Annotated in this window: 20 protein-coding genes and 2 tRNA genes; 10 read left to right on the top strand and 12 right to left on the bottom strand. The window is 69.2% G+C overall.

Translation table 11 applies throughout. The features are described 5' to 3' along the window. Together CA983_RS22610 and CA983_RS22605 are read right to left on the bottom strand one after the other, a co-directional pair. Positions 1-1,189, bottom strand: a 1,189-nt coding sequence (locus tag CA983_RS22610; RefSeq protein ID WP_086602723.1) for a serine/threonine-protein kinase, incomplete at its 3' end; no start/stop codon positions are given. 277 nt (positions 1,190-1,466) lie between these two features. Then, a complete protein-coding gene (locus CA983_RS22605; protein WP_086560503.1) occupies positions 1,467-2,015 on the bottom strand; it encodes a helix-turn-helix domain-containing protein in 549 nt (182 codons plus the stop codon). 182 nt (positions 2,016-2,197) lie between these two features. Here CA983_RS22605 and CA983_RS22600 point away from each other — a divergent pair. Further along, positions 2,198-2,270, top strand: a tRNA-Ala gene (locus CA983_RS22600). A 460-nt stretch (positions 2,271-2,730) separates the two neighbouring features. Here CA983_RS22600 and CA983_RS22595 read toward each other — a convergent pair. After that, entirely contained in the window at positions 2,731-3,432 is a 702-nt protein-coding gene (locus tag CA983_RS22595; RefSeq protein ID WP_086602722.1) for a DUF5324 family protein, read from the bottom strand. Positions 3,433-3,817: 385 nt separating this feature from the next. On the opposite strand from CA983_RS22595, the gene CA983_RS22590 reads away from it, so the two are divergent. After that, the gene (locus CA983_RS22590; RefSeq protein ID WP_086602721.1) at positions 3,818-4,345 is read left to right on the top strand and encodes a peptidylprolyl isomerase; all 528 of its coding nucleotides are present in this window, start codon (positions 3,818-3,820) and stop codon (positions 4,343-4,345) included. Positions 4,346-4,433: 88 nt separating this feature from the next. Beyond that, positions 4,434-5,324 (top strand): rhomboid family intramembrane serine protease, encoded by an 891-nt coding sequence (locus tag CA983_RS22585; protein ID WP_086602720.1) that lies wholly within the window; start codon positions 4,434-4,436, stop codon positions 5,322-5,324. A gap of 257 nt (positions 5,325-5,581) precedes the next feature. On the opposite strand, the gene crgA is transcribed toward CA983_RS22585, so the two are convergent. After that, the gene (crgA, locus tag CA983_RS22580; RefSeq protein WP_086602719.1) at positions 5,582-5,836 is read right to left on the bottom strand and encodes a cell division protein CrgA; all 255 of its coding nucleotides are present in this window, start codon (positions 5,834-5,836) and stop codon (positions 5,582-5,584) included. A 139-nt stretch (positions 5,837-5,975) separates the two neighbouring features. On the opposite strand from crgA, the gene CA983_RS22575 reads away from it, so the two are divergent. The 6 genes from CA983_RS22575 to CA983_RS22550 are packed head-to-tail and all read left to right on the top strand — an operon-like array spanning position 5,976 to position 10,306. Continuing rightward, on the top strand, positions 5,976-6,758 hold the full coding sequence (locus tag CA983_RS22575) for a DUF881 domain-containing protein (protein WP_086602718.1): 783 nt from the start codon (positions 5,976-5,978) through the stop codon (positions 6,756-6,758). Positions 6,759-6,780: 22 nt separating this feature from the next. Continuing rightward, positions 6,781-7,476, top strand: a complete 696-nt coding sequence (locus tag CA983_RS22570; protein WP_086602717.1) for a class E sortase — start codon at positions 6,781-6,783, stop codon at positions 7,474-7,476. A gap of 17 nt (positions 7,477-7,493) precedes the next feature. Then, a complete protein-coding gene (locus tag CA983_RS22565) occupies positions 7,494-7,691 on the top strand; it encodes a hypothetical protein (RefSeq protein ID WP_167407433.1) in 198 nt (65 codons plus the stop codon). Next, complete coding sequence (locus CA983_RS22560) at positions 7,688-8,326, top strand: aminodeoxychorismate/anthranilate synthase component II (RefSeq protein ID WP_086602716.1); 639 nt, start codon at positions 7,688-7,690, stop codon at positions 8,324-8,326. Before CA983_RS22565 ends, CA983_RS22560 begins: the two co-directional genes overlap by 4 nt. Further along, on the top strand, positions 8,323-9,537 hold the full coding sequence (locus CA983_RS22555) for a class E sortase (protein WP_167407434.1): 1,215 nt from the start codon (positions 8,323-8,325) through the stop codon (positions 9,535-9,537). Before CA983_RS22560 ends, CA983_RS22555 begins: the two co-directional genes overlap by 4 nt. A gap of 13 nt (positions 9,538-9,550) precedes the next feature. After that, the gene (locus CA983_RS22550; protein WP_086602715.1) at positions 9,551-10,306 is read left to right on the top strand and encodes a class E sortase; all 756 of its coding nucleotides are present in this window, start codon (positions 9,551-9,553) and stop codon (positions 10,304-10,306) included. A 172-nt stretch (positions 10,307-10,478) separates the two neighbouring features. On the opposite strand, the gene pknB is transcribed toward CA983_RS22550, so the two are convergent. From pknB to CA983_RS22515, 6 genes are all read right to left on the bottom strand, one after another. Then, positions 10,479-12,503 carry a Stk1 family PASTA domain-containing Ser/Thr kinase gene (pknB, locus tag CA983_RS22545; RefSeq protein WP_086602714.1) on the bottom strand — a complete coding sequence of 675 codons (2,025 nt, stop codon included), beginning with the start codon at positions 12,501-12,503 and terminating at the stop codon, positions 10,479-10,481. 168 nt (positions 12,504-12,671) lie between these two features. After that, positions 12,672-14,150: a peptidoglycan D,D-transpeptidase FtsI family protein gene (locus tag CA983_RS22535; RefSeq protein WP_086602713.1), complete on the bottom strand. Its 1,479-nt coding sequence runs from the start codon at positions 14,148-14,150 to the stop codon at positions 12,672-12,674. Beyond that, positions 14,147-15,595 (bottom strand): FtsW/RodA/SpoVE family cell cycle protein, encoded by a 1,449-nt coding sequence (locus CA983_RS22530; protein WP_086602712.1) that lies wholly within the window; start codon positions 15,593-15,595, stop codon positions 14,147-14,149. Before CA983_RS22530 ends, CA983_RS22535 begins: the two co-directional genes overlap by 4 nt. 27 nt (positions 15,596-15,622) lie before the next feature. Beyond that, on the bottom strand, positions 15,623-17,179 hold the full coding sequence (locus CA983_RS22525; RefSeq protein WP_208637016.1) for a Stp1/IreP family PP2C-type Ser/Thr phosphatase: 1,557 nt from the start codon (positions 17,177-17,179) through the stop codon (positions 15,623-15,625). Between the two features lie 140 nt (positions 17,180-17,319). Beyond that, positions 17,320-17,829 (bottom strand): FHA domain-containing protein FhaB/FipA, encoded by a 510-nt coding sequence (locus CA983_RS22520; protein WP_020273104.1) that lies wholly within the window; start codon positions 17,827-17,829, stop codon positions 17,320-17,322. A gap of 10 nt (positions 17,830-17,839) precedes the next feature. After that, complete coding sequence (locus CA983_RS22515) at positions 17,840-18,703, bottom strand: FhaA domain-containing protein (protein WP_086602710.1); 864 nt, start codon at positions 18,701-18,703, stop codon at positions 17,840-17,842. A gap of 474 nt (positions 18,704-19,177) precedes the next feature. Between CA983_RS22515 and CA983_RS22510 the strand changes: the two genes are divergently transcribed. Then, a tRNA-Leu gene (locus CA983_RS22510) sits at positions 19,178-19,261 on the top strand. Positions 19,262-19,363: 102 nt separating this feature from the next. On the opposite strand, the gene CA983_RS22505 is transcribed toward CA983_RS22510, so the two are convergent. Both CA983_RS22505 and CA983_RS22500 read right to left on the bottom strand, forming a co-directional pair. Next, a complete protein-coding gene (locus CA983_RS22505; protein ID WP_086602709.1) occupies positions 19,364-19,897 on the bottom strand; it encodes a winged helix-turn-helix transcriptional regulator in 534 nt (177 codons plus the stop codon). 61 nt (positions 19,898-19,958) lie between these two features. Next, on the bottom strand, positions 19,959-20,743 hold a 785-nt coding region (locus tag CA983_RS22500), incomplete at its 5' end, for an ABC transporter permease (RefSeq protein ID WP_143645535.1).

Here is a 20,743-nt window from a genome sequence, read left to right as displayed (position 1 = left end):
CCTGTACGCCGTGGCCCGGCGTGGGGGAGTTGGTGGCGGTGGCCTGGGGCGGCGGCAGGTGGAAGCTGCCGGTGTCCGACATGGAGGGCGGCTGAGCCGGGGTGGCCGGCGGGGCGGTGTCCTGGCGGGCGCCGGGCGGCACGACAGCGCCGGGCGGCACGACCGCTGCGCCCGGGGCGGACCAGGCGTCGTCGTTGCCGGAGGTGTTCCGCCGGGACCGCTCCTCGTCCGCCGCCGGACCCGATCTCTCCTCACCCGTCACCGGGCTGGGCGGCCCGTCCTCTCTCGGCCCCAGTCCCCGCGCTCTCTCCAGCGGGCCTTCCGCAGCGAACCCCGGTGGAAGCGGGCCGAGTTGGTCGAAGATCTCGATCAGTTCGTCGTCCGGGCCGGGCTCGGGGAGGAGCTCCGCGGCGGCGGCGAGCGCCTTGCGCGCCCCCGTGGCCGTACGGAACCGGGCCTGCGGGTCCGGCTGGAGCAGCATGGCCACCACCTGCCACAGCGGCTCCGGAATGCCCTTGGGCGCGCCGGGAGTTCCGTGCTCGGCGAAGTACTGGATGAGCGCCTTGCTGTCCGGCTTGGCACCCTCCAGCAGATAGAGCGCGACCAGGCCTACGGCGAACAGGTCGGCGGGGAAGTCGGGCTCCGCGCCCATCATCTGCTCGGGCGCGAGATAACCGGGCGTCCCCACCACGAGGTTGGTCTCCGTCAGGCGGGGCTCACCCAGCCGCATCGCGATGCCGAAGTCGGACAGCCGCAGCCGCGGCCGGCCCGTGCCGGTGGCTTCCAGCAGGATGTTGGCGGGCTTGACGTCGCGGTGCACGACGTCCTCCGCGTGCACCGCGGCCAGCCCCGCCAGCAGCTGGTCGAGCAGCGTGCAGACGAAGGCGGGCGGGAGAGGGCCGTAGTCCCCGACGAGGTGGACCAGTGAGCCGCCCGCGACCAGGTCCATGGTGAAGAGGACCTTGTCGTCGTCGGCGGCCCAGCTGGTGGGGGCGAGCACATGGGGGTGGTCGATCCGCAGGGCCTGTTCACGGACGAAGCGCAACAGCGAGTGCGCGTCGCTCTGGAGCAGGACCTTGGCGGCCACATAGCGGCGGCGGCGGTGGTCCCAGGCGCGCCAGACGGCGCCGACCCCTCCGCGTCCGATCGGGTCGACCAGTTCGTACCGGCCGGCGAAGACCTCACCCATGGCTGTACGTCGCTCCTCCCCCTGTGGTCTCCCCCCTTGCTTCCCCCTCGACGAGCGTTACGACTCCCCGACGGGCGAAACGGCTCCCCCGATGAGCGGTACCGATAAGCGATACCGATGAGATACACGTCCCCCTCGCGTGAGATACACGTTCTCTCGCGTCGACCGGTCCCCCGTACGGCACACGCCCCCTCGTGCCCGCCCGTACCGTGACGCAGCCCCCGTCACATCACCCGAAGCCCGGTGCCGAACCCCCTTCGGCGGCCGGGTGGCGGGGTCAGTTCTGGTGGGACTGGTAGTGCGCGACCGCGTCCGAGGTGCGGCCGGCGCCGTACACCCGGAGGAACTCGGCCAGTTCCGGGTGGGTCGGGGCGAGGGTCTCCGCGGCATCGATGATGTCGCCCGCCGCCGCGACCGAGCGCAGCAGCGACTGGATCTCCCGGACGACGCGCTTGACCGTGGGCGCCCCCGAACTGCTGGTCGTCTGCGTGGTGTTGCTGAGCACCGAGCCCCCCTGTGACTTCTTGATCTCCTCCATGCGTTCGGTGGCCTCGGCCGCGCTCACGCTGCCGTCCGCGACCTGCCCCGCCAGGTCCTGAAGCAGCTGCACCCGCTGCACCACAGCGGGGTTGCCGATCTTCGCCCGCTGACCGCTCATCAGCTGCGACAGCATCGGCGCGGACAGTCCCAGAACCCCCGCGAGACGAGCCTGGTTCAGACCAAGATCGTCGATAAGCTTACGGAAGAGCGCCCCCAGCGGCTCCCCGTACCAGTTCCGCTGCAGTTCCCGCGCTCTTGCGGTGGCTTCCTGCTGTGCGGCGTCCATTGCGTCTCCCCATCGCTTCCCCAAGTACGGCGGTTCGCGGTAGCGAACCACGCCGAGCATCTTACGGAGAGTGGTCGGCGACGGGGACCCCTAATCCTTTTGCGGAATCACGGGGGTGACCCGGTACTCTGGTCTCCGACGCTCGCCGGGACGTGGTTTCTTCCGGTGGACGTTCCTCTTCCGGGGCCTTAGCTCAGTTGGTAGAGCGCTGTCTTTGCATGGCAGATGTCAGGGGTTCGACTCCCCTAGGCTCCACTCTCGAATGCCCTCCGAACTGCGGAAACGTGGTTCGGAGGGCATTTTGCTTCTCGCGGGCGGAGCGAGTGATCCGGCTCCTGGTGACCAGCACACGGCGGGCCTCGGCGCGTACCGCGGCGGATCCCGGTGCCCGGGGGCTCCGCCCTACGAGCCGTTGCAGGGGCTGGGGGACGGGCACGCCCTGCTGGAGGCTCTACTGGCGATGCCGGTCGATGCGGCATGCTGCGCCGGGAGCGGTGGTACGACGTGGCCCGGCCGCGTGACGTCCTCGACGAGATCGCGGCCGTACCTGCGGCCGACTCCCCCGACGCCGTGGGACAGGTGCCGCCGACGCATGTTTCACGTGAAACAGCACGGCGGGCCGGGAGACTCCCAAGGCTCTCCAGGCTGAGCCTCAAGTCTCCCGTCCCGCCGTGCTGTTGGACCGCAGCCGGGCTTTCGGATCCGGCGGCGGCCGTCAGGAACGGTCGTCGCGCCCGGCGGACTCGTCCTCGGCCTGCTTGGCCTCGACCTCCGGGTCCAGAACGGACTCACCACTGCTGTCCACAGAGGACAGACGGCCCGACTCGGGGACCTCCGTCGCGGCGGGCGGTTCCACCAGCCAGTCCGGGTTGGCCTGCTTGTCCCACCACTTCCAGGCCGCGAAGGCACCGCCCGCGACGGCGCCCAGGATGACCAGGGTCTTCATGGCCCGGCCGGCCCTCGCCCGCCGCTCATGCTTGCGGATCAGCTTCTGGACCTCCTTCGACGAGACCTGACCGCGCAGCGCGGCCATCGCGGCCACACTCCGGGCGGCGGCCTCGGTCGTGACGGGCACGGCCGCGGCCACCGCCTGCTCGAGCTTCGGCCTGGAGTACTCCGCCGCCTGCCGGGCGGCCTTGCGCGTGCGGACGGCGGCCTCGTGGGCGGCCTGGTCGACCTTCGGCGGCACATGCGTGCGGGCCTGCTCCAGATACGGCTGCACATGGGCGCCGTACTGGACGCGAGCCTGCCCGGCGGCCTGCGTCACCTTGGGCGCTAGCCGTACGCGTGCCTCGTGTGCGTAGTGCGCGGCCCTGTCCTTGGCCGTGTCGGCGTAGGGCGCCACCACTTCCGCGGCGTGCAGCACGCTGTCCTTCGCCGAACCAGTCGCGGCGCGCACGCTGTCGATGCGGGTCACGGGTTCCTCCTCCTCGGTGGCGTACGGTATTTCGACTTTCCACCCTTTTACGGATCATGCCTCCCGGTGCGCCGCCAGGCATGCGCGGGCGGGCATCCGGGTCACGGGCGCCGGCTCCGGGCCGCCTCCGGTCGAAAACCGATCAAGAGCGGACCGAGTGCTGATCGAGAGCCGATCGCATGCAATAGCGGATGAACAGGGGTCAACAGGAGCTTGTCGTCGACAATGCCACGGATCGCCGCCGCGCGCCCCCGCCCCGGGACTACTCGACTGGTTTTCTGCAAGCGATCGGCCCTGTTTACCCCCGGTGAACGGAGGCCGGGCGACGCGGAGCCCCGTCCATGCGAGGATCAGGGAGTCACGGAAAGACAACGGAAGGCAGATCGTGGCTGAGCAGCTCTACGCCACCCTGAAGACCAACCACGGCGACATCGACGTCCGGCTTCTGCCGAACCACGCCCCGAAGACGGTCAAGAACTTCGTCGAGCTCGCCCAGGGCGAGCGGGAGTGGACCCACCCGGAGACGGGACAGAAGACCACGGACAGGCTCTACGACGGCACGGTCTTCCACCGGGTGATCAGTGGCTTCATGATCCAGGGCGGTGACCCGCTGGGCAACGGCACCGGCGGCCCCGGCTACCAGTTCGAGGACGAGTTCCACCCGGACCTGCGCTTCGACAAGCCCTACCTGCTGGCGATGGCCAACGCCGGTCCGGGCACCAACGGCTCGCAGTTCTTCATCACCGTCTCCCCGACGGCGTGGCTGAACCGCAAGCACACCATCTTCGGCGAGGTCACCGACGCGGCCAGCCAGAAGGTCGTGGACACCATCGCCACGACCCAGACCAACCCGCGCACCGACCGCCCGCTCAACGACGTGGTCATCGAGTCGGTCGTCATCGAGACCCGCTGAGCGCGGAAGCCCCCGCAGGGAACCAATCGCCCCGCTCGTCCGTAAAGATGAGCGGGGCGGGCTTTCTCATCACGACCTAGGGGATCTCATGGACGACCAGGCTGCGGGCAGCCCGCAGGACGCCCACAGCGTCCCCATGTGCTACCGCCACCCGGACCGCGAGACGGGCATCCGCTGTACCCGCTGCGATCGCCCGATCTGCCCCGAGTGCATGGTCAACGCCTCTGTCGGCTTCCAGTGCCCCGAGTGCGTCCGCGGCGGATCCGGCACCGGTCACGCGCCCACGGCCGCCCTGCCCCGGACGATCGCGGGCGGCGCCGTCACCGCCGACCCCCGCCTGCTGACCAAGATCCTCATCGGGATCAACCTGGCCGTGTTCATCGCCATCCAGGCCCATGGGTCGCTCGTGAACGACCTCGCCCTGGTCGGCGCCTGGCCGCCCGCACCCTTCACGCCCACACAGGGCGTGGCGGGTGGCGAGTGGTACCGCATGGTGACCTCGATGTTCACCCACCAGGAGATCTGGCACATTGCGTTCAACATGCTCAGCCTGTGGTGGCTCGGCGGCCCGCTCGAAGCGGCTCTCGGCCGCGTCCGCTACCTCGCGCTCTACTTGATCTCGGGCCTCGCGGGCAGCACCCTGGCCTATCTGCTGACCTCCCCGAACACGGCGACGCTGGGCGCCTCCGGCGCGATCTTCGGCCTGTTCGGCGCGACGGCCGTGCTGATGCGCCGGCAGAACTACGACATGCGGCCGATCATCGCGCTGCTGGTGATCAACCTGATCTTCACCTTCAGCCCGGGCTTCAGCATCTCCTGGCAGGCTCACATCGGCGGCCTCGTCGCCGGTGTCGTCGTCGGATACGCCATGGTCCACGCCCCACGCGAGCGACGCGCCCTGATCCAGTACGGCACGTGTGCGCTGGTCCTCGGCCTGATCGTCCTGTTGACCCTGTTGAGGACGGCCCAGCTCAGCTGAGCGGGGGCGTTGTCCACAGCGGGTGGCGGATCTTGTGCACACGGTGCGGGAACACATGTACCCCCTGTCACTGACCCACGTTTCCGCAGGTCAGGCAGGGGGCGAACATGCTTTCGAGTTGCGGTACTTCCGTCATACCGGCGTCAACACTCGACGAGTTATCCACAGATCGTCGTTCCTTTTCCACCTGTGGAAAACGGCTGTGGATAACTCAGTGAACAGCCCTGGGCAGAGCTGCGTTCACCTGCGGATTACCGCTACTTCCACTGGGTCGAGACGCCGAATCCGGCGGCGATGAAGCCGAAGCCCACCACGATGTTCCAGTTGCCCAGCGAGTCGATGGGCAGCGAGCCGTCGGTGACGTAGAAGACCACGATCCACACCAGGCCGATGAGGAACATGGCCAGCATGACGGGCGCGACCCAGGCACGGCTGTTCAGCTTGATGGCGGTCGTCTGCTTCGCAGGCGGCGGCGTGTAGTCGGCCTTCTTGCGGATACGTGACTTCGGCACGAGGGTCTCTCCTGTCGATGCGCTGCGTGGCCGCGCAGGGAACTGAGTCGGTCTCGGGGCAGCGTAAGGGGACTCTGAGTGCTCCCCCGGGCGTCCGTTAGCGTAGTGCTTCCGTGGCGCCGAAGGAGATAAGGGTACGTTGAGCAATTCTGCCGACTCCCCCGGGACGGGATCCACCCCTGAGCGCGCGCGCCGTTTCCGGCCCGTGCGGATCCTCACGGCGGCCGTCTTCGCTCTCGCGGGACTCATTTTCTTCACCAGCTTCAACACCGCCAAGGGCACCAACATCCGCACGGACACCTCGCTGCTGAAGCTGTCCGATCTCATCCAGGAGCGCAGCCGGAAGAATGGCGAGCTGGACGAGACCAACGGGACACTGCGCAAGGAGATAGAGGCGCTCGCCGAGCGCGACGACGGCAGCACCAAGGCGGAAGACGAGAAGCTTGCCGCCCTGGAAAAGCGCGCGGGCACGCAGAAGCTCAAGGGCGAGTCGCTCACGGTCACCCTCAACGACGCCCCGCCGGACGCCACCGCCAAGCTGCCCGGCTATCCCGAGCCGCAGCCCGACTACCTGGTCATCCACCAGCAGGACCTCCAGGCCGTGGTGAACGCGCTGTGGCAGGGCGGGGCCAAGGGCATCAAGGTCATGGACCAGCGGCTGATCTCCACCAGCGCGGTGCGGTGCGTGGGCAACACCCTGATCCTCCAGGGCCGCGTCTACTCACCGCCGTACAAGATCACGGCGGTCGGTGACCCGGACAAGCTCCAGAAGGCGCTCGCGGCGTCCCCGGCGATCCAGAACTACATGGTCTACGTCAACGTCTACGGGCTCGGCTGGAAAGTCGAGGAGAACGGGCCGGTGACTCTTCCCGGCTACTCGGGCACAGTGGATCTGCACTACGCGAAGCCCGTGGAGGAGTAGAGCCTGGCCGGGGGAGCCGCCGGTGCGTGTGATCGTCAGGACCGTCAGCGAACTGTGTATCACCGTCGGCAGCGTGATCGTGCTGTTCGTCGTCTACGTGCTGTTCTGGACCGGCGTGAAGGCCGACGACGTCATGGACGACCAGATCGAACTGCTCCAGGAGCAGTGGGCCCAGCCGAGCGCGCCCCCCGCGGCGGCCGGCTCCTCCACCGCGAGTACCGCCAGCCCCCCGAAACCCGCGCCCTACGCCAAGGGCAAGCCCTTCGCGATCATGTACATCCCGCGCCTTGGTTTCACGTGGAACAAGCCGGTGCTCGAAGGCACGGCGACCGGCACGCTGAAGAAGGGCCTGGGCCACTACGCGGAGACCGCCCAGCTCGGTCGGAAGGGAAACTTCGCGGTCGCCGGCCACCGCCGCACGTATGGCGACCCCTTCAAGGACTTCCCCCAGCTGAGGCGGGGTGACGCCGTGGTGCTGACCGACGGCACGACGTGGTTCACGTATCGGATCGACAAAGGCCCGTACAAAACAGTGCCCTCCGACATCGAGGTGATCGACCCTGTCCCACGTACATCCGGGTACACACGTCCGGGCCGTTATCTGACGCTGACGACGTGCGAACCGGAATGGGGACACAGTCATCGGCTGATCGTCTGGGCGCACCTGGACTCCACCCAGCCTGTGGAGGCCGGGAAACCTGAGGCGTTGCGCCGTTAGTCTGGTGGCTGTACGGCGTGGGTCTGGTGCCGTGGTACGACGGAAGGGACGGCATGTACGGCTGGATCTGGCGGCATCTGCCGGGGAGCACGTGGGTGAAGGCGCTGATCTCACTCGCCCTGGTCGTGGCCGTGGTCTACGTCCTCTTCCAGTACGTCTTCCCGTGGGCGGAACCGCTGCTGCCCTTCAACGATGTGACGGTGGACAACCAGTGAGTGCGCGCATTCTCGTCGTCGACAACTACGACAGCTTCGTCTTCAACCTGGTCCAGTACCTGTACCAGCTGGGCGCCGAGTGCGAGGTCCTGCGCAACGACGAGGTGTCGACGGCGCACGCCCAGGACGGCTTCGACGGCGTCCTGCTCTCCCCGGGCCCGGGCACGCCGGAGGAGGCGGGCGTCTGTGTCGACATGGTCCGGCACTGCGCGGCCACGGGCGTCCCGGTCTTCGGCGTGTGCCTCGGCATGCAGTCGGTGCAGGTGGCGTACGGGGGTGTGGTGGACCGCGCGCCCGAGCTGCTGCACGGCAAGACCTCGCTGGTCGAGCACACGAGCCGGGGTGTCTTCGCCGGCCTGCCCTCGCCCTTCACGGCGACGCGCTACCACTCGCTGGCCGCCGAGCCCTCGACGGTCCCGGCGGAGCTGGAGGTCACGGCCCGGACGCACGACGGCATCGTCATGGGCCTGAGGCACCGCGAACTTCCGGTCGAGGGCGTGCAGTTCCATCCCGAGTCGGTGCTGACCGAGCACGGGCACCGGATGCTGGCCAACTGGCTGGTGGAGTGCGGCGACGAGGGTGCGGTGGCGAGGTCGGCCGGGCTCGCCCCGGTGGTGGGCAGGGCCACGGCGTGACGGCGCTGCGCCCCGAGCGCGAGTCCGACACCTCGTACGGGCAGCAGTCGTACGGGGTGCCGGGTGCGTTCGAGGACTGGTCGGGCGGAGGGACGTACGGTGCTTCTCCGCGGCCGGAACCGCAGCCGCAGTCACCGCCGTCCATGTCAGGGCCGGAGCAGCAGCCGTACGCCCCGCAGCCGGAGCCGTTCACGCCGGAGACGTACGCGTCCGAGCCGGAGCCGTACCCGGCGTCGTACGAGCCCGTCCCGGACGAGCCGTACCGGCGGCCCGTCGTCGACGAGGAGACGGTGGCGCTGCGGATACCGGATCCGCCGCCCGCGGCCGGTGACCCCATGGCCGCTTCTGCGGGCTCTTCCGCCGCCCGGCACGATGGACCTGCCCACGGTGGCCGCGCGGCCCGCAGAAAGGCCTCCAAGCGCCGTCACGGGCGCCATGGCGGTGCTTCGCAGACCCGCCCGGCCCAGGAATCGGCTCAGGAGGGGCGGCGGGCGCCGCTGTCGCGGGTCGAGGCGCGACGGCAGGCGCGGGCGCGCAAGCCGGGAGCGGCGGTGGTGGCCAGCCGGGCGATAGGTGAGGTGTTCATCACGACCGGCGTGCTGATGCTGCTGTTCGTGACCTACCAGCTGTGGTGGACGAACGTCCGGGCGCACGCGCAGGCCGGCCAGGAGGCCAGCAGCCTCCAGGACGACTGGGCGAACGGCAAGCGCAACCCGGGGGCCTTCGAGCCGGGGCAGGGCTTCGCCATCCTGCACATCCCGAAGTTGGACGTCGTGGTGCCGATCGCCGAGGGCACGAGCAGCAAGGGCGTTCTCGACCGGGGCATGGTCGGCCACTACGCCGAGGGCGCGCTGAAGACCGCGATGCCCAGTGACAAGACCGGGAACTTCGGGCTCGCGGGCCACCGCAACACCCACGGAGAACCGTTCCGGTACATCAACAAGCTCACTCCGGGCGATCCGATCGTCGTGGAGACGCAGGACGAGTACTACGTCTACAAGATGGCCTCGATCCTGCCGGTCACCTCACCCAGCAACACGAGCGTCCTGAATCCCGTCCCCGCGGGGTCGGGATTCACCGAGCCCGGCCGCTACATCACGCTGACCACGTGCACGCCGGAGTTCACCAGCAAGTACCGGATGATCGTCTGGGGCAAGATGGTCGAGGAACGGCCGCGCAGCAAGGGCAAGCCGGATGCGCTCGTCAGTTAAGGGCAGATGACCAGTGGCAGCGACCACCGACACGGAGCACGAAGAGCACACCGGCGCGGCGGCGTCCCGGCCGTCCGCGGCCCGGCGCCGTCCCGGCCCGATCGCCATGGCGGTGAGCGTCTTCGGGGAACTCCTCATCACCGCGGGCCTGGTCCTGGGCCTGTTCGTCGCCTACTCGCTCTGGTGGACGAACGTGGTCGCCGACCGTGCGGCCGGGAAGCAGGCGGACCAGGTCCGTGACGACTGGGCTCGCGGCCGGGGTGGACCCGGTGCGCTGGACACGAAGAACGGCATCGGGTTCCTCCATGTACCGGCGATGAAGAACGGCGAGGTCCTGGTCGAGAAGGGCACGTCGAACAAGATCCTCAACGACGGTGTCGCCGGGTACTACACCGATCCCGTCAAGTCGGCCCTGCCGATGTCGGGCAAGACCGGCAACTTCTCCCTCGCCGCCCACCGGGACGGTCACGGCGCCAAGTTCCACAACATCGACAAGATCAAGAAGGGCGACCCGATCGTCTTCGAGACGAAGGACAAGTGGTACGTCTACAAGGCGTACGCCATCCTCCCCGAGACGTCGAAGTACAACGTCAAGGTCCTCTCGGCGGTGCCGAAGGAGTCCGGCAAGAAGAAGCCCGGGCACTACATCACCCTGACGACCTGCACGCCGGTGTACACGAGCACGTACCGCTACATCGTGTGGGGCGAACTGGAGCGCGTCGAGAAGGTCGACGCGGACCGGACACCGCCGAAGGAACTGCGCTCCTAGCGCGGTGCCCCGCTCAGGTCGGCGATTGCCTGTGCTTTCTGCCGACGCCTCGTCTTCCTGGGCGCTGATGCGCCTGTGATGCCGGCACAGCCACCGGCCTGGCCAACGGCAGGGCCCCGGCGCCCTGTCGAGGGTGCCGGGGCCCTGCCGTTGGTCGGGTACGACCTGTCGGTCAGTCCTCTTCGCGGCCGCTGATGCCGCCGAAGATGCCGCCGTTGCCGTTACCGCCGTTGTTGTTGCCGCCGTTGTTGCCGAAGCCGACGGTCTGGAGGGTGATCGTCGTGCCCGCCGGGTCGTCGACCTCCTGGTTGCCCTGCGGGTCCTGGCCGGAGACGATGGCGGTGTCGCTCTGGTCGCTGCCGCCCGCGAACTGGATCTTGGTGAAGCCGGCCGCCGCAAGGATCTGCTTGGCCTGGCCGACGTTCTGGCCGACGACCTGGGGCACGCGCGTCTTCTGCTGTTCCTTCTTCTTGCCGATCTGGATGTTGACCGACGAATTCTTGTCGACCGACGTGCCGGCCTGCGGCGTGGTCTGGATGACCTTGCCGACCTGATTGTCGTCGTCGGTCTCCACCTCGGTGCAGTTGCCGACCAGGTTGCTGGCTGTCATCTGTGCCTTGGCCTGGTCACAGTTCTGGCCGAGGACGTCCGGCACGGTGGACTTCGCCGCCTCCTTGGCGACGGTCAGGGTGATCGTGGAGCCCTTCTCCTGGTCCGTGTCGCCCTTGGGGTCCTGCTCGATGACCACGCCGGGGGTGCGGTCGGACTCCTCCGTCTTCTGATCGACCTGGAAGCCCTTGTCCTCGAGCGCGGCCTGGGCCTTCTCGTAGGTCAGGCCTGTCACGTCCGGGACCGTCACCTTCGGCGCCCCGGTCGACACCACCAGCGAGATGGTGTCGCCCTTCTTGACGTCCGTTCCGGCTGTCGGGTCCTGCGAGCAGATGTTGCCCTTGCTCTGCTTCTCGCAGGGCTTGTTGGTGAAGGACAGTTCCAGGTCGACGTTTTGGGCCAGCTTCTGGGCATTCCGTTTCGTCTCACCGACGAAGTTGGGCGCCGCGAATGTGTTGTCGCTCGCGCCTCCGTTGCCGCTGAACGCCCACCGGCCGATCAGGATCGCCCCGACCAGGACGAGGATGCCGGCGACCACCAGCAGGATCGTCGAGGTGTTGGACTTGCGCTGCTGCTGGCGGCGCCGGTCGGGGCGGTCGTCGTAGCCGTAGCCGCCGTCGTCCGGGTTCATGGGGGGCAGCATCGACGTGGCGCCCGCGCCGGAGTCCGCGCGCAGGGCCGTCGTCGGCTGGTCGTCGGGGTAGCCGCCGTAGCCCACCGAGCCCATCGCGGCCGTGGCCGCGACCGGCTGGCCGTCGAGGCAGGCCTCGATGTCGGCGCGCATCTCGTCGGCCGACTGGTAGCGGTAGTCGGGGTCCTTGACCAGCGCCTTCAGGACGATCGCGTCCATCTCGGGCGTGATCTCGGGGTCGAAGACGCTCGGCGCCTGCGGCTCTTCCCGGACGTGCTGGTACGCGACGGCGACCGGGGAGTCGCCGACGAAGGGGGGCCTCACCGTCAGCAGCTCGTAGAGCAGACAGCCGGTCGAGTAGAGGTCCGACCTGGCGTCGACCTGCTCGCCCTTCGCCTGCTCCGGCGAGAGGTACTGGGCCGTGCCGATGACCGCCGCGGTCTGCGTCATCGTCATGCCGGAGTCGCCCATGGCGCGGGCGATGCCGAAGTCCATCACCTTGACCTGGCCGTTGCGCGTCAGCATGACGTTCGCGGGCTTGATGTCGCGGTGGACGATGCCGTTGCGGTGGGCGTACTCCAGGCCCTGGAGGATGCCGATGGTCATCTCCATCGACCTCTCCGGCAGCAGCTTGCGGCCGGAGTGGAGCAGTTCGCGGAGCGTCGAGCCGTCTACGTACTCCATGACGATGTACGGGATCGAGACCCCGTCGATGTAGTCCTCGCCCGTGTCGTAGACCGCGACGATCGCGGGATGGTTGAGCGAGGCGGCCGACTGGGCCTCCCGGCGGAACCGGGCCTGGAAGGAAGGGTCACGCGCGAGATCCGCGCGCAGCGTCTTCACCGCCACGGTGCGGCCGAGACGGGTGTCATGCGCGAGGTATACCTCCGCCATGCCACCACGCCCGAGCACCTGGCCCAGTTCGTACCGGCCGCCGAGGCGACGCGGCTCTTCCATAGCTACCTACCAGCCCTCTCCGTCGGTCCCGACCGGAAGCTTGTACGGTCGGAGGCTGCCGTCCGGGCCTACCGTACCCGGCTCGCTTTGTGTGACCTGGCCAAGCCCGTCAGCCGATACAGGACCGGTATCGCAACGTGCACCGTTGTGAAGCAGACGTGAGCGGAGTCACTGCTTGCTCTTGATGACCGCCTCCATCACGTTCCTCGCGATCGGCGCCGCGAGGCCACCGCCGGAGATGTCGTCACGGACGGCGTTGTCGTCCTCGATCACGACCGCCACGGCGACCGGCGCGCTGCCGTCGCTGTCCTTGGCGTACGAGATGAACCACGCGTAGGGGTTCTCGCTGTTGTCGACACCGTGCTGGGCGGTACCGGTCTTACCGCCCACCGTGACGCCCGGGATCTTGGCGTTGGAGCCCGTGCCCTTCTCGACGACCGTCTCCATCATCGACTGGAGCTTCTGGGCGTTCTCCGAGGACAGCGGCTGGCTGAGCTCCTCGGGGTCGTTCTTCTCGAGGGTGTCGACGCTGCGGGCCTGGAGCTCGTCGACCATGTACGGCTTCATCAGCTTGCCGTCGTTGGCGACGGCCGAGGCGACCATGGCCATCTGGAGCGGGGTCGCGGCGGTGTTGAACTGGCCGATGGAGGACAGCGCGGTCTGCGAGGCGTTCATGTTGTCGGAGAACACCGAGGCATTGGCGCGGACCGGCGTGAACTGCTCCTCGGTGAAGCCGAACTTCTTGGCCATGTCCAGCATCTTGTCGTTGCCGAGGTCCGAGCCGATCTTGCCGAAGACGGTGTTGCAGGAGTACTGCAGGGCGACCCGGAGCGTGGCGTTCTTGCAGGGGATGTTGCCCTCGTTCGGCAGCTTGGTGTTGGTGCCCTCCATGACCCAGGGGTCCGGCGAGTCCGTCTTCTCGTTCGGGTCCGTGTAGAGCCCGTCCTCCAGGGCGGCGGCCGCGGTGACCACCTTGAAGGTGGAGCCGGGCGGGTAGGTCTCGCGCAGCGCCCGGTTGAGCATCGGGTCGTCCGGGTTGTTCTTCTTCTGCAGCTTCTGCCAGGCCTCGGTGTCCGTCGTCGTGGAGTTCCCGGCGAAGGACGACGGGTCGTACGACGGGTAGGAGGCCAGGGCCAGGATCTTGCCGGTGGACGGCTCCAGGGCGACGACGGCGCCCTTGCCGCCCTGCTTCTTCAGACCGTTGTACGCGGCCTTCTGCGCGGCGGCGTTCAGCGTCGTGACGACGTTGCCGCCCTCCTGCTTCTTGCCGGTGAGCATGTCGAGGGTGTTGCGGAAGAAGAGCCGGTCGTCGTTGCCGGTGAGGATGCCGTCCTCGATGGACTCCAGCTGGGTGGCGCCGAAGGCCTGCGAGGCGTACCCGGTGACCGGGGCCCACATCGGGCCGTCCTTGTAGGTCCGCTTGAACTTGAAGTCGCTGCCCGACGTCTCGGTCGAGCCGGTGATCGGCTGTCCGCCGACGATGATGTCGCCGCGCGGCGAGGCGTAGCGCTCGATGGTGACGCGGCGGTTTTCCTTGTTGGTCCGGAGCTCGTCGGCCTTGACGTACTGGATCCAGTTGTCGCGGATGAGCAGGGCCAGGACGAGCAGACCGCAGAAGACCGCGATCCGGCGCAGGGGCTTGTTCACGGGCGGACCACCTGAGTCATCTCGGCGTCGGGGTTGCCGGCCGGGGCCGGGGCCGGGCGGCGTGCGGTGTCGCTGATGCGCAGCAGGATGCCGATCAGGGCCCAGTTGGCGATCACGGAGGAACCTCCGTAGGCCACGAACGGAAGCGTCATACCGGTCAGCGGGATGAGGCCCATGACACCGCCGGCCACGACGAAGACCTGGAGGGCGAAGGCGCCGGACAGGCCGATGGCCAGCAGCTTGCCGAACGGGTCGCGGGCCGCGAGTGCGGTGCGCACACCCCGCTCGACGATCAGACCGTAGAGCAGCAGGATCGCCATGACGCCCGCCAGGCCCAGCTCCTCGCCGAAGGTGGCGAGGATGAAGTCGGAGTTGGCGGCGAAGCCGATGAGGTCGGAGTTGCCCTGACCGAGGCCGGTGCCGAGCGTGCCGCCGGAGCCGAAGGCCCACAGGGCTTGCATGGCCTGCTCGGAGTGGACGACGCCGTCGTTGACCGCGGCACGGCTGAGCTGGTACTCGCGCATCGGGTCGAGCCAGGCCTGCACACGCGTCTGGATGTGCGGTTCGAAGCTCGCCACGCCGACGGCGCCGACCGCGGACATCAGCAGACCGAAGACGATCCAACTGGTCCGCTCGGTGGCGACGTACAGCATGATGACGAACATTCCGAAGAACAGCAGCGACGTACCGAGGTCGGTCTCGAAGACCAGGATGAGGATCGAGATCACCCAGACGACGAGGATCGGACCGAGGTCGCGGCCGCGCGGCAGGTACAGGCCCATGAAGCGGCGGCTGGCCAGGGCCAGGGCATCCCTCTTGACCATGAGGTAGCCGGCGAAGAAGACCGCGAGGGCGATCTTCGCGAACTCGCCGGGCTGGAGCGTGCCGAGACCGGGGATCTTGATCCAGATCTTGGCGCCGTAGATGTCCGCGCCGACTCCGGGCACGAGCGGCAGGACCAGCAGGAACAGCGCGCCGGCCATGGAGATGTAGGTGTAGCGCTGCAGGACGCGGTGGTCCTTGAGGAAGATCAGCACGGCCACCAGCAGGGCGACGCCCATCGCGGAGTACAGCAGCTGGCGGGGAGCCGCCTCGACGAACGTGTTACTCGCCTGGAGCTTCTTCGACTGGTCCAGCCGCCAGATGACGACCAGGCCCAGTCCGTTCAGCAGCGTCGCCAGCGGCAGCATCAGCGGGTCCGCGTACGGCGCGAACTTCCGTACGGCGAGATGGCCGACGCCCGCGAGCAGGCCGAGTCCGAGCCCGTAGCTCAACAGGCCCGGCGGCACCGAGTCGTTGATGGCCAGCCCGACGTTGGCATAGGCGAACACCGGGATGACCACGGCGAACGCCAGCAGCGCCAGCTCGGTGTTGCGCCGGCTCGGCGCACCGATCGCGCCGATCGTGGACGTGTGGTGCGTCGGCGATGTGTTCGTACCGCTCATCGTGTAACAGGGCCTCTCACGGCTTGCCTACTGCTTACCGCACAGCGAGACGACCTTCTGCTCTTCCTCCGAGAGGCTGGGGCCGGGGCTGGGAGTAGGTGCGGTCGTGGACGGGTTCGGGGACTTCTCAGGCGTCGACGGCGAGCCCGACGGGCTGGAGGGGGTCGGCGTCGGTGTGGCCTTGGACGTGAAGGAGGCGGGAGTGGTTCCCGTGGTGCCCCCGGCCTCGCCCTCGCCGGTCTTGGAGTTGTTCTGGCTCTCGGCTTGGCGCCGCTGCGCCTCCTTCTTGCACGCGGAGGCCTGCACCGACAGTTCCTGGATCTTCGCCTGGGCGTTCTCCAGCCCGCCCTCGGCGATGGTCGCCTCGACCAGCTTCTGCTGGTAGGGCGGCAGGTACTTGAGTTCGATCTCGGGGTGGTCCTTCTCGACCTTCGAGAGCGACACCCACGCCAGGTCCTGGCTGATGCCCCGGTACAGCGCGACGTGCTCGCCCTCGGCGCCGACGTAGTACTGCGTCTGCGTCCAGCGCCAGCCGCCGTACAGACCGCCACCGATGACGGCCAGCGCGAGGACGCCGTAGAGGGATCTCTTCAGCCAGCGGCCCTTCTTGCGGGGCTTGTCGAAGTCGTCGTCGTCATAGCCCAGGCCGGCCGCCGGGATGTAGCCGGTGGTGTCGCCGGAGCCGGGCGGGCCGAACTCGCCGCCACCGCCGCCCTGGCCGTGCCCGTGGCGGCCGAGCCCGGAGGCGCGGCCGGCGGGGGTCTGCATGATGCCGTTGTCGTGCAGCTGGTGCTGGTTCTCGGCGACGGCGCCGACCACGACCGGGGTGTCGGACAACTGCCCCGCGAGGGTGTCGCCGGTGTCGAGGTCGAGGACGTCGGCGACGATGACGGTGATGTTGTCCGGGCCGCCGCCGCGCAGCGCCAGCTCGATCAGGTTCTGGACGGTCTCCTGGGGGCCCTGGTAGCTGGCGAGGGTGTCCTCCAGGGTCTGGTGGGACACCACGCCGGACAGGCCGTCGGAGCAGATCAGGTAGCGGTCGCCGGCGCGGACCTCGCGGATGGACAGGTCCGGCTCGACGTGGTCGCCGCTGCCGAGCGCGCGCATGAGGAGCGAGCGCTGCGGGTGGGTGGTGGCCTCTTCCTCGGTGATGCGGCCCTCGTCGACCAGGCGCTGCACCCAGGTGTGGTCCTGCGTGATCTGCGTCAGGACGCCGTCGCGCAGGAGGTACGCGCGGGAGTCGCCGACGTGGACCAGGCCGAGGCGCTGGCCCGTCCAGAGCAGGGCGGTGAGGGTGGTCCCCATGCCCTCCAGCTGGGGGTCCTCCTCGACCATCGAGCGGAGCTGGTCGTTGGCGCGCTGTACGGCCGTGCCGAGCGAGGTGAGGATGTCGGAGCCGGGGACGTCGTCGTCGAGCGCGACGATCGTGGAGATGGCCTCGGAGGAGGCGACCTCGCCCGCCGCGGCGCCGCCCATGCCGTCGGCGATGGCGAGCAGGCGCGGGCCGGCGTATCCGGAGTCCTCGTTGCCCTCCCGGATCATCCCCTTGTGCGATCCGGCCGCGAAGCGCAGTGACAGACTCATGCGCACCTCGCCCGTCGGCTCCGGGTACAGCCGGTCGTGTCGAGCCACACTGCCCACCCTCCGGTCGGGAGCGCGCCGGGGCCCGGGGTGGGGCCCGCCACTGCGTGCTCGCTCCGCTCGCGCCTATCCATGATGTAGCACTACTTCCGCAGCTCGATGACGGTCTTGCCGATGCGGATCGGCGCGCCCAGCGCAATCGGTGTGGGAGTCGTCAGCCGGTTCCGGTCCAGGTACGTGCCGTTGGTGGAGCCGAGGTCCTCGACGATCCACTGGCCGTCGCGGTCCGGGTAGATCCTGGCATGGCGGCTGGAGGCGTAGTCGTCGTCCAGCACGATCGTCGAGTCGTGCGCCCGGCCCAGGGTGATGGTCTGGCCCTGGAGCGCGACCGTGGTGCCGGTGAGGGTGCCCTCGGTCACGACCAGCTTGGTGGGGGCGTTACGGCCGCGCCGGCCGCCGCCGGACTGCTGGCGCTGCTGCGGCGGCGCCTGGCGGGCGGCCTGCTGCTGCCGTCCGGCCTCCCGGCGCGATCCGCGCTGGGTGACGCGCGTACCGAACAGGTCGCTCCGGATGACCTGCACGGCCACGATCACGAACAGCCACAGAACGGCCAGGAAACCCAGCCGCATGACCGTGAGGGTCAGCTCTGACATTGCCCCCGCTTCACCCTTCGGCTTGCCGGTAAATGATGGTGGTGCTGCCCACGACGATCCGCGAGCCGTCGCGGAGCGTAGCGCGGGTGGTGTGCTGCCCGTCCACCACGATGCCGTTGGTGGATCCGAGATCCTGGATCGTCGAGGGCGTTCCGGTCCGGATCTCACAGTGCCGGCGGCTCACGCCGGGGTCGTCGATCCGCACGTCGGCGTCGGTGCTGCGGCCCAGCACCAGCGTYGGGCGGGAGATCTGATGGCGCGTGCCGTTGATCTCGATCCAGTGGCGGGTGCGTCCGCCGGGCGCCGGGGCGGCCGGGGRGCGCTGGGCGGCCGCGGGCTGCGGGTAGTCGTACCCGCCGGGGCGTCCGCCGGGCGGCGGCGCGGCCGGCATGGGCGGGGCGCCCGCGGGCGCGGCGGCCGGCGGGTAGCCGTAGCCGCCGGGGCGTCCGGCGGGCGGGGCGGCGGGCGCGGCGGCGCCTGACGGGGCCTGCTGGCTGCTGGAGGAGGCGAGCGTACGGCTGCGCACCCGGTACAGGCCGGTGTCCAGGTCCTCCGCCTTCTCCAGGTGCACCTTGATCGGGCCCATGAAGGTGTAGCGCTGCTGCTTGGCGTAGTCACGCACCATGCCGGCCAGCTCGTCGCCGAGCTGGCCGGAGTAGGGGCTGAGCCGCTCGAAGTCGGGCGTGCTCAGCTCCACGATGAAGTCGTTGGGTACGACCGTGCGGTCACGGTTCCAGATGGTGGCGTTGTTGTCGCACTCGCGCTGGAGCGCGCCGGCGATCTCCACGGGCTGGACTTCGGACTTGAACACCTTGGCGAAGGTGCCGTTGACCAGACCTTCGAGACGCTGCTCGAACTTCTTCAGGACTCCCATGGGGCACCTCCTCCGTCGCTGCCGTCCTGTGTACTGCCCTGCGGGCCGCTTGCCTGGTACTGCTTACTGATCGTATCCACGCGCCGCTCGATCGGCTGGTTCCCCCTGTCAGCACGGCCGACGGATGTCGACGCATGACGAAGTTCCCTGTGGAGCTCCCCTTCGAACTCCTCCGGTGGTACGGCTGCCGCGCAACCGCTCTCGCGTACTCCTGACAAGGATCGTAGAGGCGGCCGAAGACCAGTGTCCCGCACCCGGCTGTGGACCCCTACCGCCTGCTGGGGAGACAGGGGTACCGGTACGAGGTTGATACGTGAAGCGCCACGCGTTGATACGTGGCCAGGGCACCGAAGGCTCGGAGGCGGGTCTGCCTGCGGAAGAACGGATGTGAATCCACCCCGCCCCGCGTGCTAATGTTCTGCGTGTCGGAAGGCGCCAGGCCCCCAGGGGGCAGGAGCCCAGGACACACCCAATGCGCGGGTGGCGGAATAGGCAGACGCGCTGGATTCAGGTTCCAGTGCCCGCAAGGGCGTGGGGGTTCAACTCCCCCCTCGCGCACCGTCGGAACGGGCGGCATCGATCAGATGCCGCCCGTTTCTGTGTCTGCGGATGTGATGGTTGTCTCGCGGCACCCGGGGTTGCGCTGGTGTGAGGAAGCTCTCAGGCCTGGTCGGCTCGGGCGTCCCCCAGCGGCCGGCCGGAGGCGAAGCGTTCCCGTACGGCGGGGTCGTCGAGGAGGCGGGCCGGGTAGCCGGGGCCGGTGCGGGCGGTCAGGTCCTGGTGGCGCAGCGGCTCGCCGCAGCAGGAGCAGACGACCCGGGCCTCGGTGTCGTGGTCGCAGGGCGTGTGGTGCAGGACCACCGGGGCGCCCTGGTCGCCGGCCAGCCAGCGGTCGCCCCAGGCGTTGATCGCGGCGAGTACGCCGAAGAAGTCGCGGCCCTTGTCCGTCAGCAGGTACTCGTGGCGGACCGGGTCGCTCTGGTAGGCCTGCCGCCGCAGCAGGCCCTCGGCCTCCAGGCGCCGCAGCCGGTCGGTGAGGGTGTTGCGGGCGATGCCGAGCGAGCCGATGAAGCCGTCGAAGCGGGACTCGCCGTAGAAGACCTCGCGCAGCACCAGCAGGCTCCAGGCGTCGCCCAGGATGTCGGCGGTGCGGGCGATGGAGCAGGGCCAGGTGCCGAACGAGGTCCGTTTCACGGCTGCCAGGTTATCGGTTTCGTCATGAGATGGACCCGGCCTCGGGGCGTTCCTGTACCTGTCACTCCCGTACGCCCGCAAGTTCCGCCGGGCGGCGGCGCAGGGTGAGGGCGGCCGGGGCGAGTGCGGAGGTCGTGGCGAGGAGGGCGCAGACGGCCGTCGTCGCGCCGAGGGCCTGCCACGGGAGCTCGATCGTGACCGGGGCCGACAGCAGGGCGAGGGCGCTCGCCATGCCGGCCAGGTTGACGGCGGCGACCAGGAGGCCGAGGAGGGCGCCGGCCGCCACGACCGTCAGGGCCTCGGCGCCGGTCAGCCGCAGGACCTGCCGGCGGGTGGCTCCGGCCAGCCGCAGTACGGCCAGGTCGCGGGCCCGGTCGGACGTCGCCATGACCATCGTGTTGGCCACGGAGATGCCCGTGTAGAGGAGGGCGATGCCGAGGACCAGCAGGAGACCGAGGCGGGTGGTGCGGTGGGGCTCGGGGTGGGTGGCCCGGATCCATGCGTCGCGGGTGAGGATCTGACCGTTCCCGGTGCCGAGCGCCCGGTGCAGGGCGGCGGTGACGGTTTTCGGGTCCGCGTCGCCGGTCAGGGCCACGTCGATCCGGTCGATCGTTGCGCCGGGGGCGTTGCGCGGGGTGACGTAGACGCCGTTGTCGCCGGTGCCGGTGGTCATCACCGCGGCGATCCGCAGGGTGCGCGGTGTTCYGTCGCCGAGCCGGACGCGGACCCGGTCGCCCACCCGGTGCCGCTGCCACTCCTCGTTGACGATGATCGAGTCGTCGTCGAGGTCGCTCACCGCGCCGGCGGCCAGGGGCAGGCGGGTGGTGGCCGCGAGGGGGCCGGGGT

This window comes from Streptomyces swartbergensis (assembly GCF_002148965.1).
Taxonomy (GTDB): Bacteria; Actinomycetota; Actinomycetes; order Streptomycetales; family Streptomycetaceae; genus Streptomyces; species Streptomyces swartbergensis.
The sequence above is the reverse complement of the archived record's forward strand: the minus strand, read 5'-3'. Positions and strand labels throughout refer to the sequence as shown.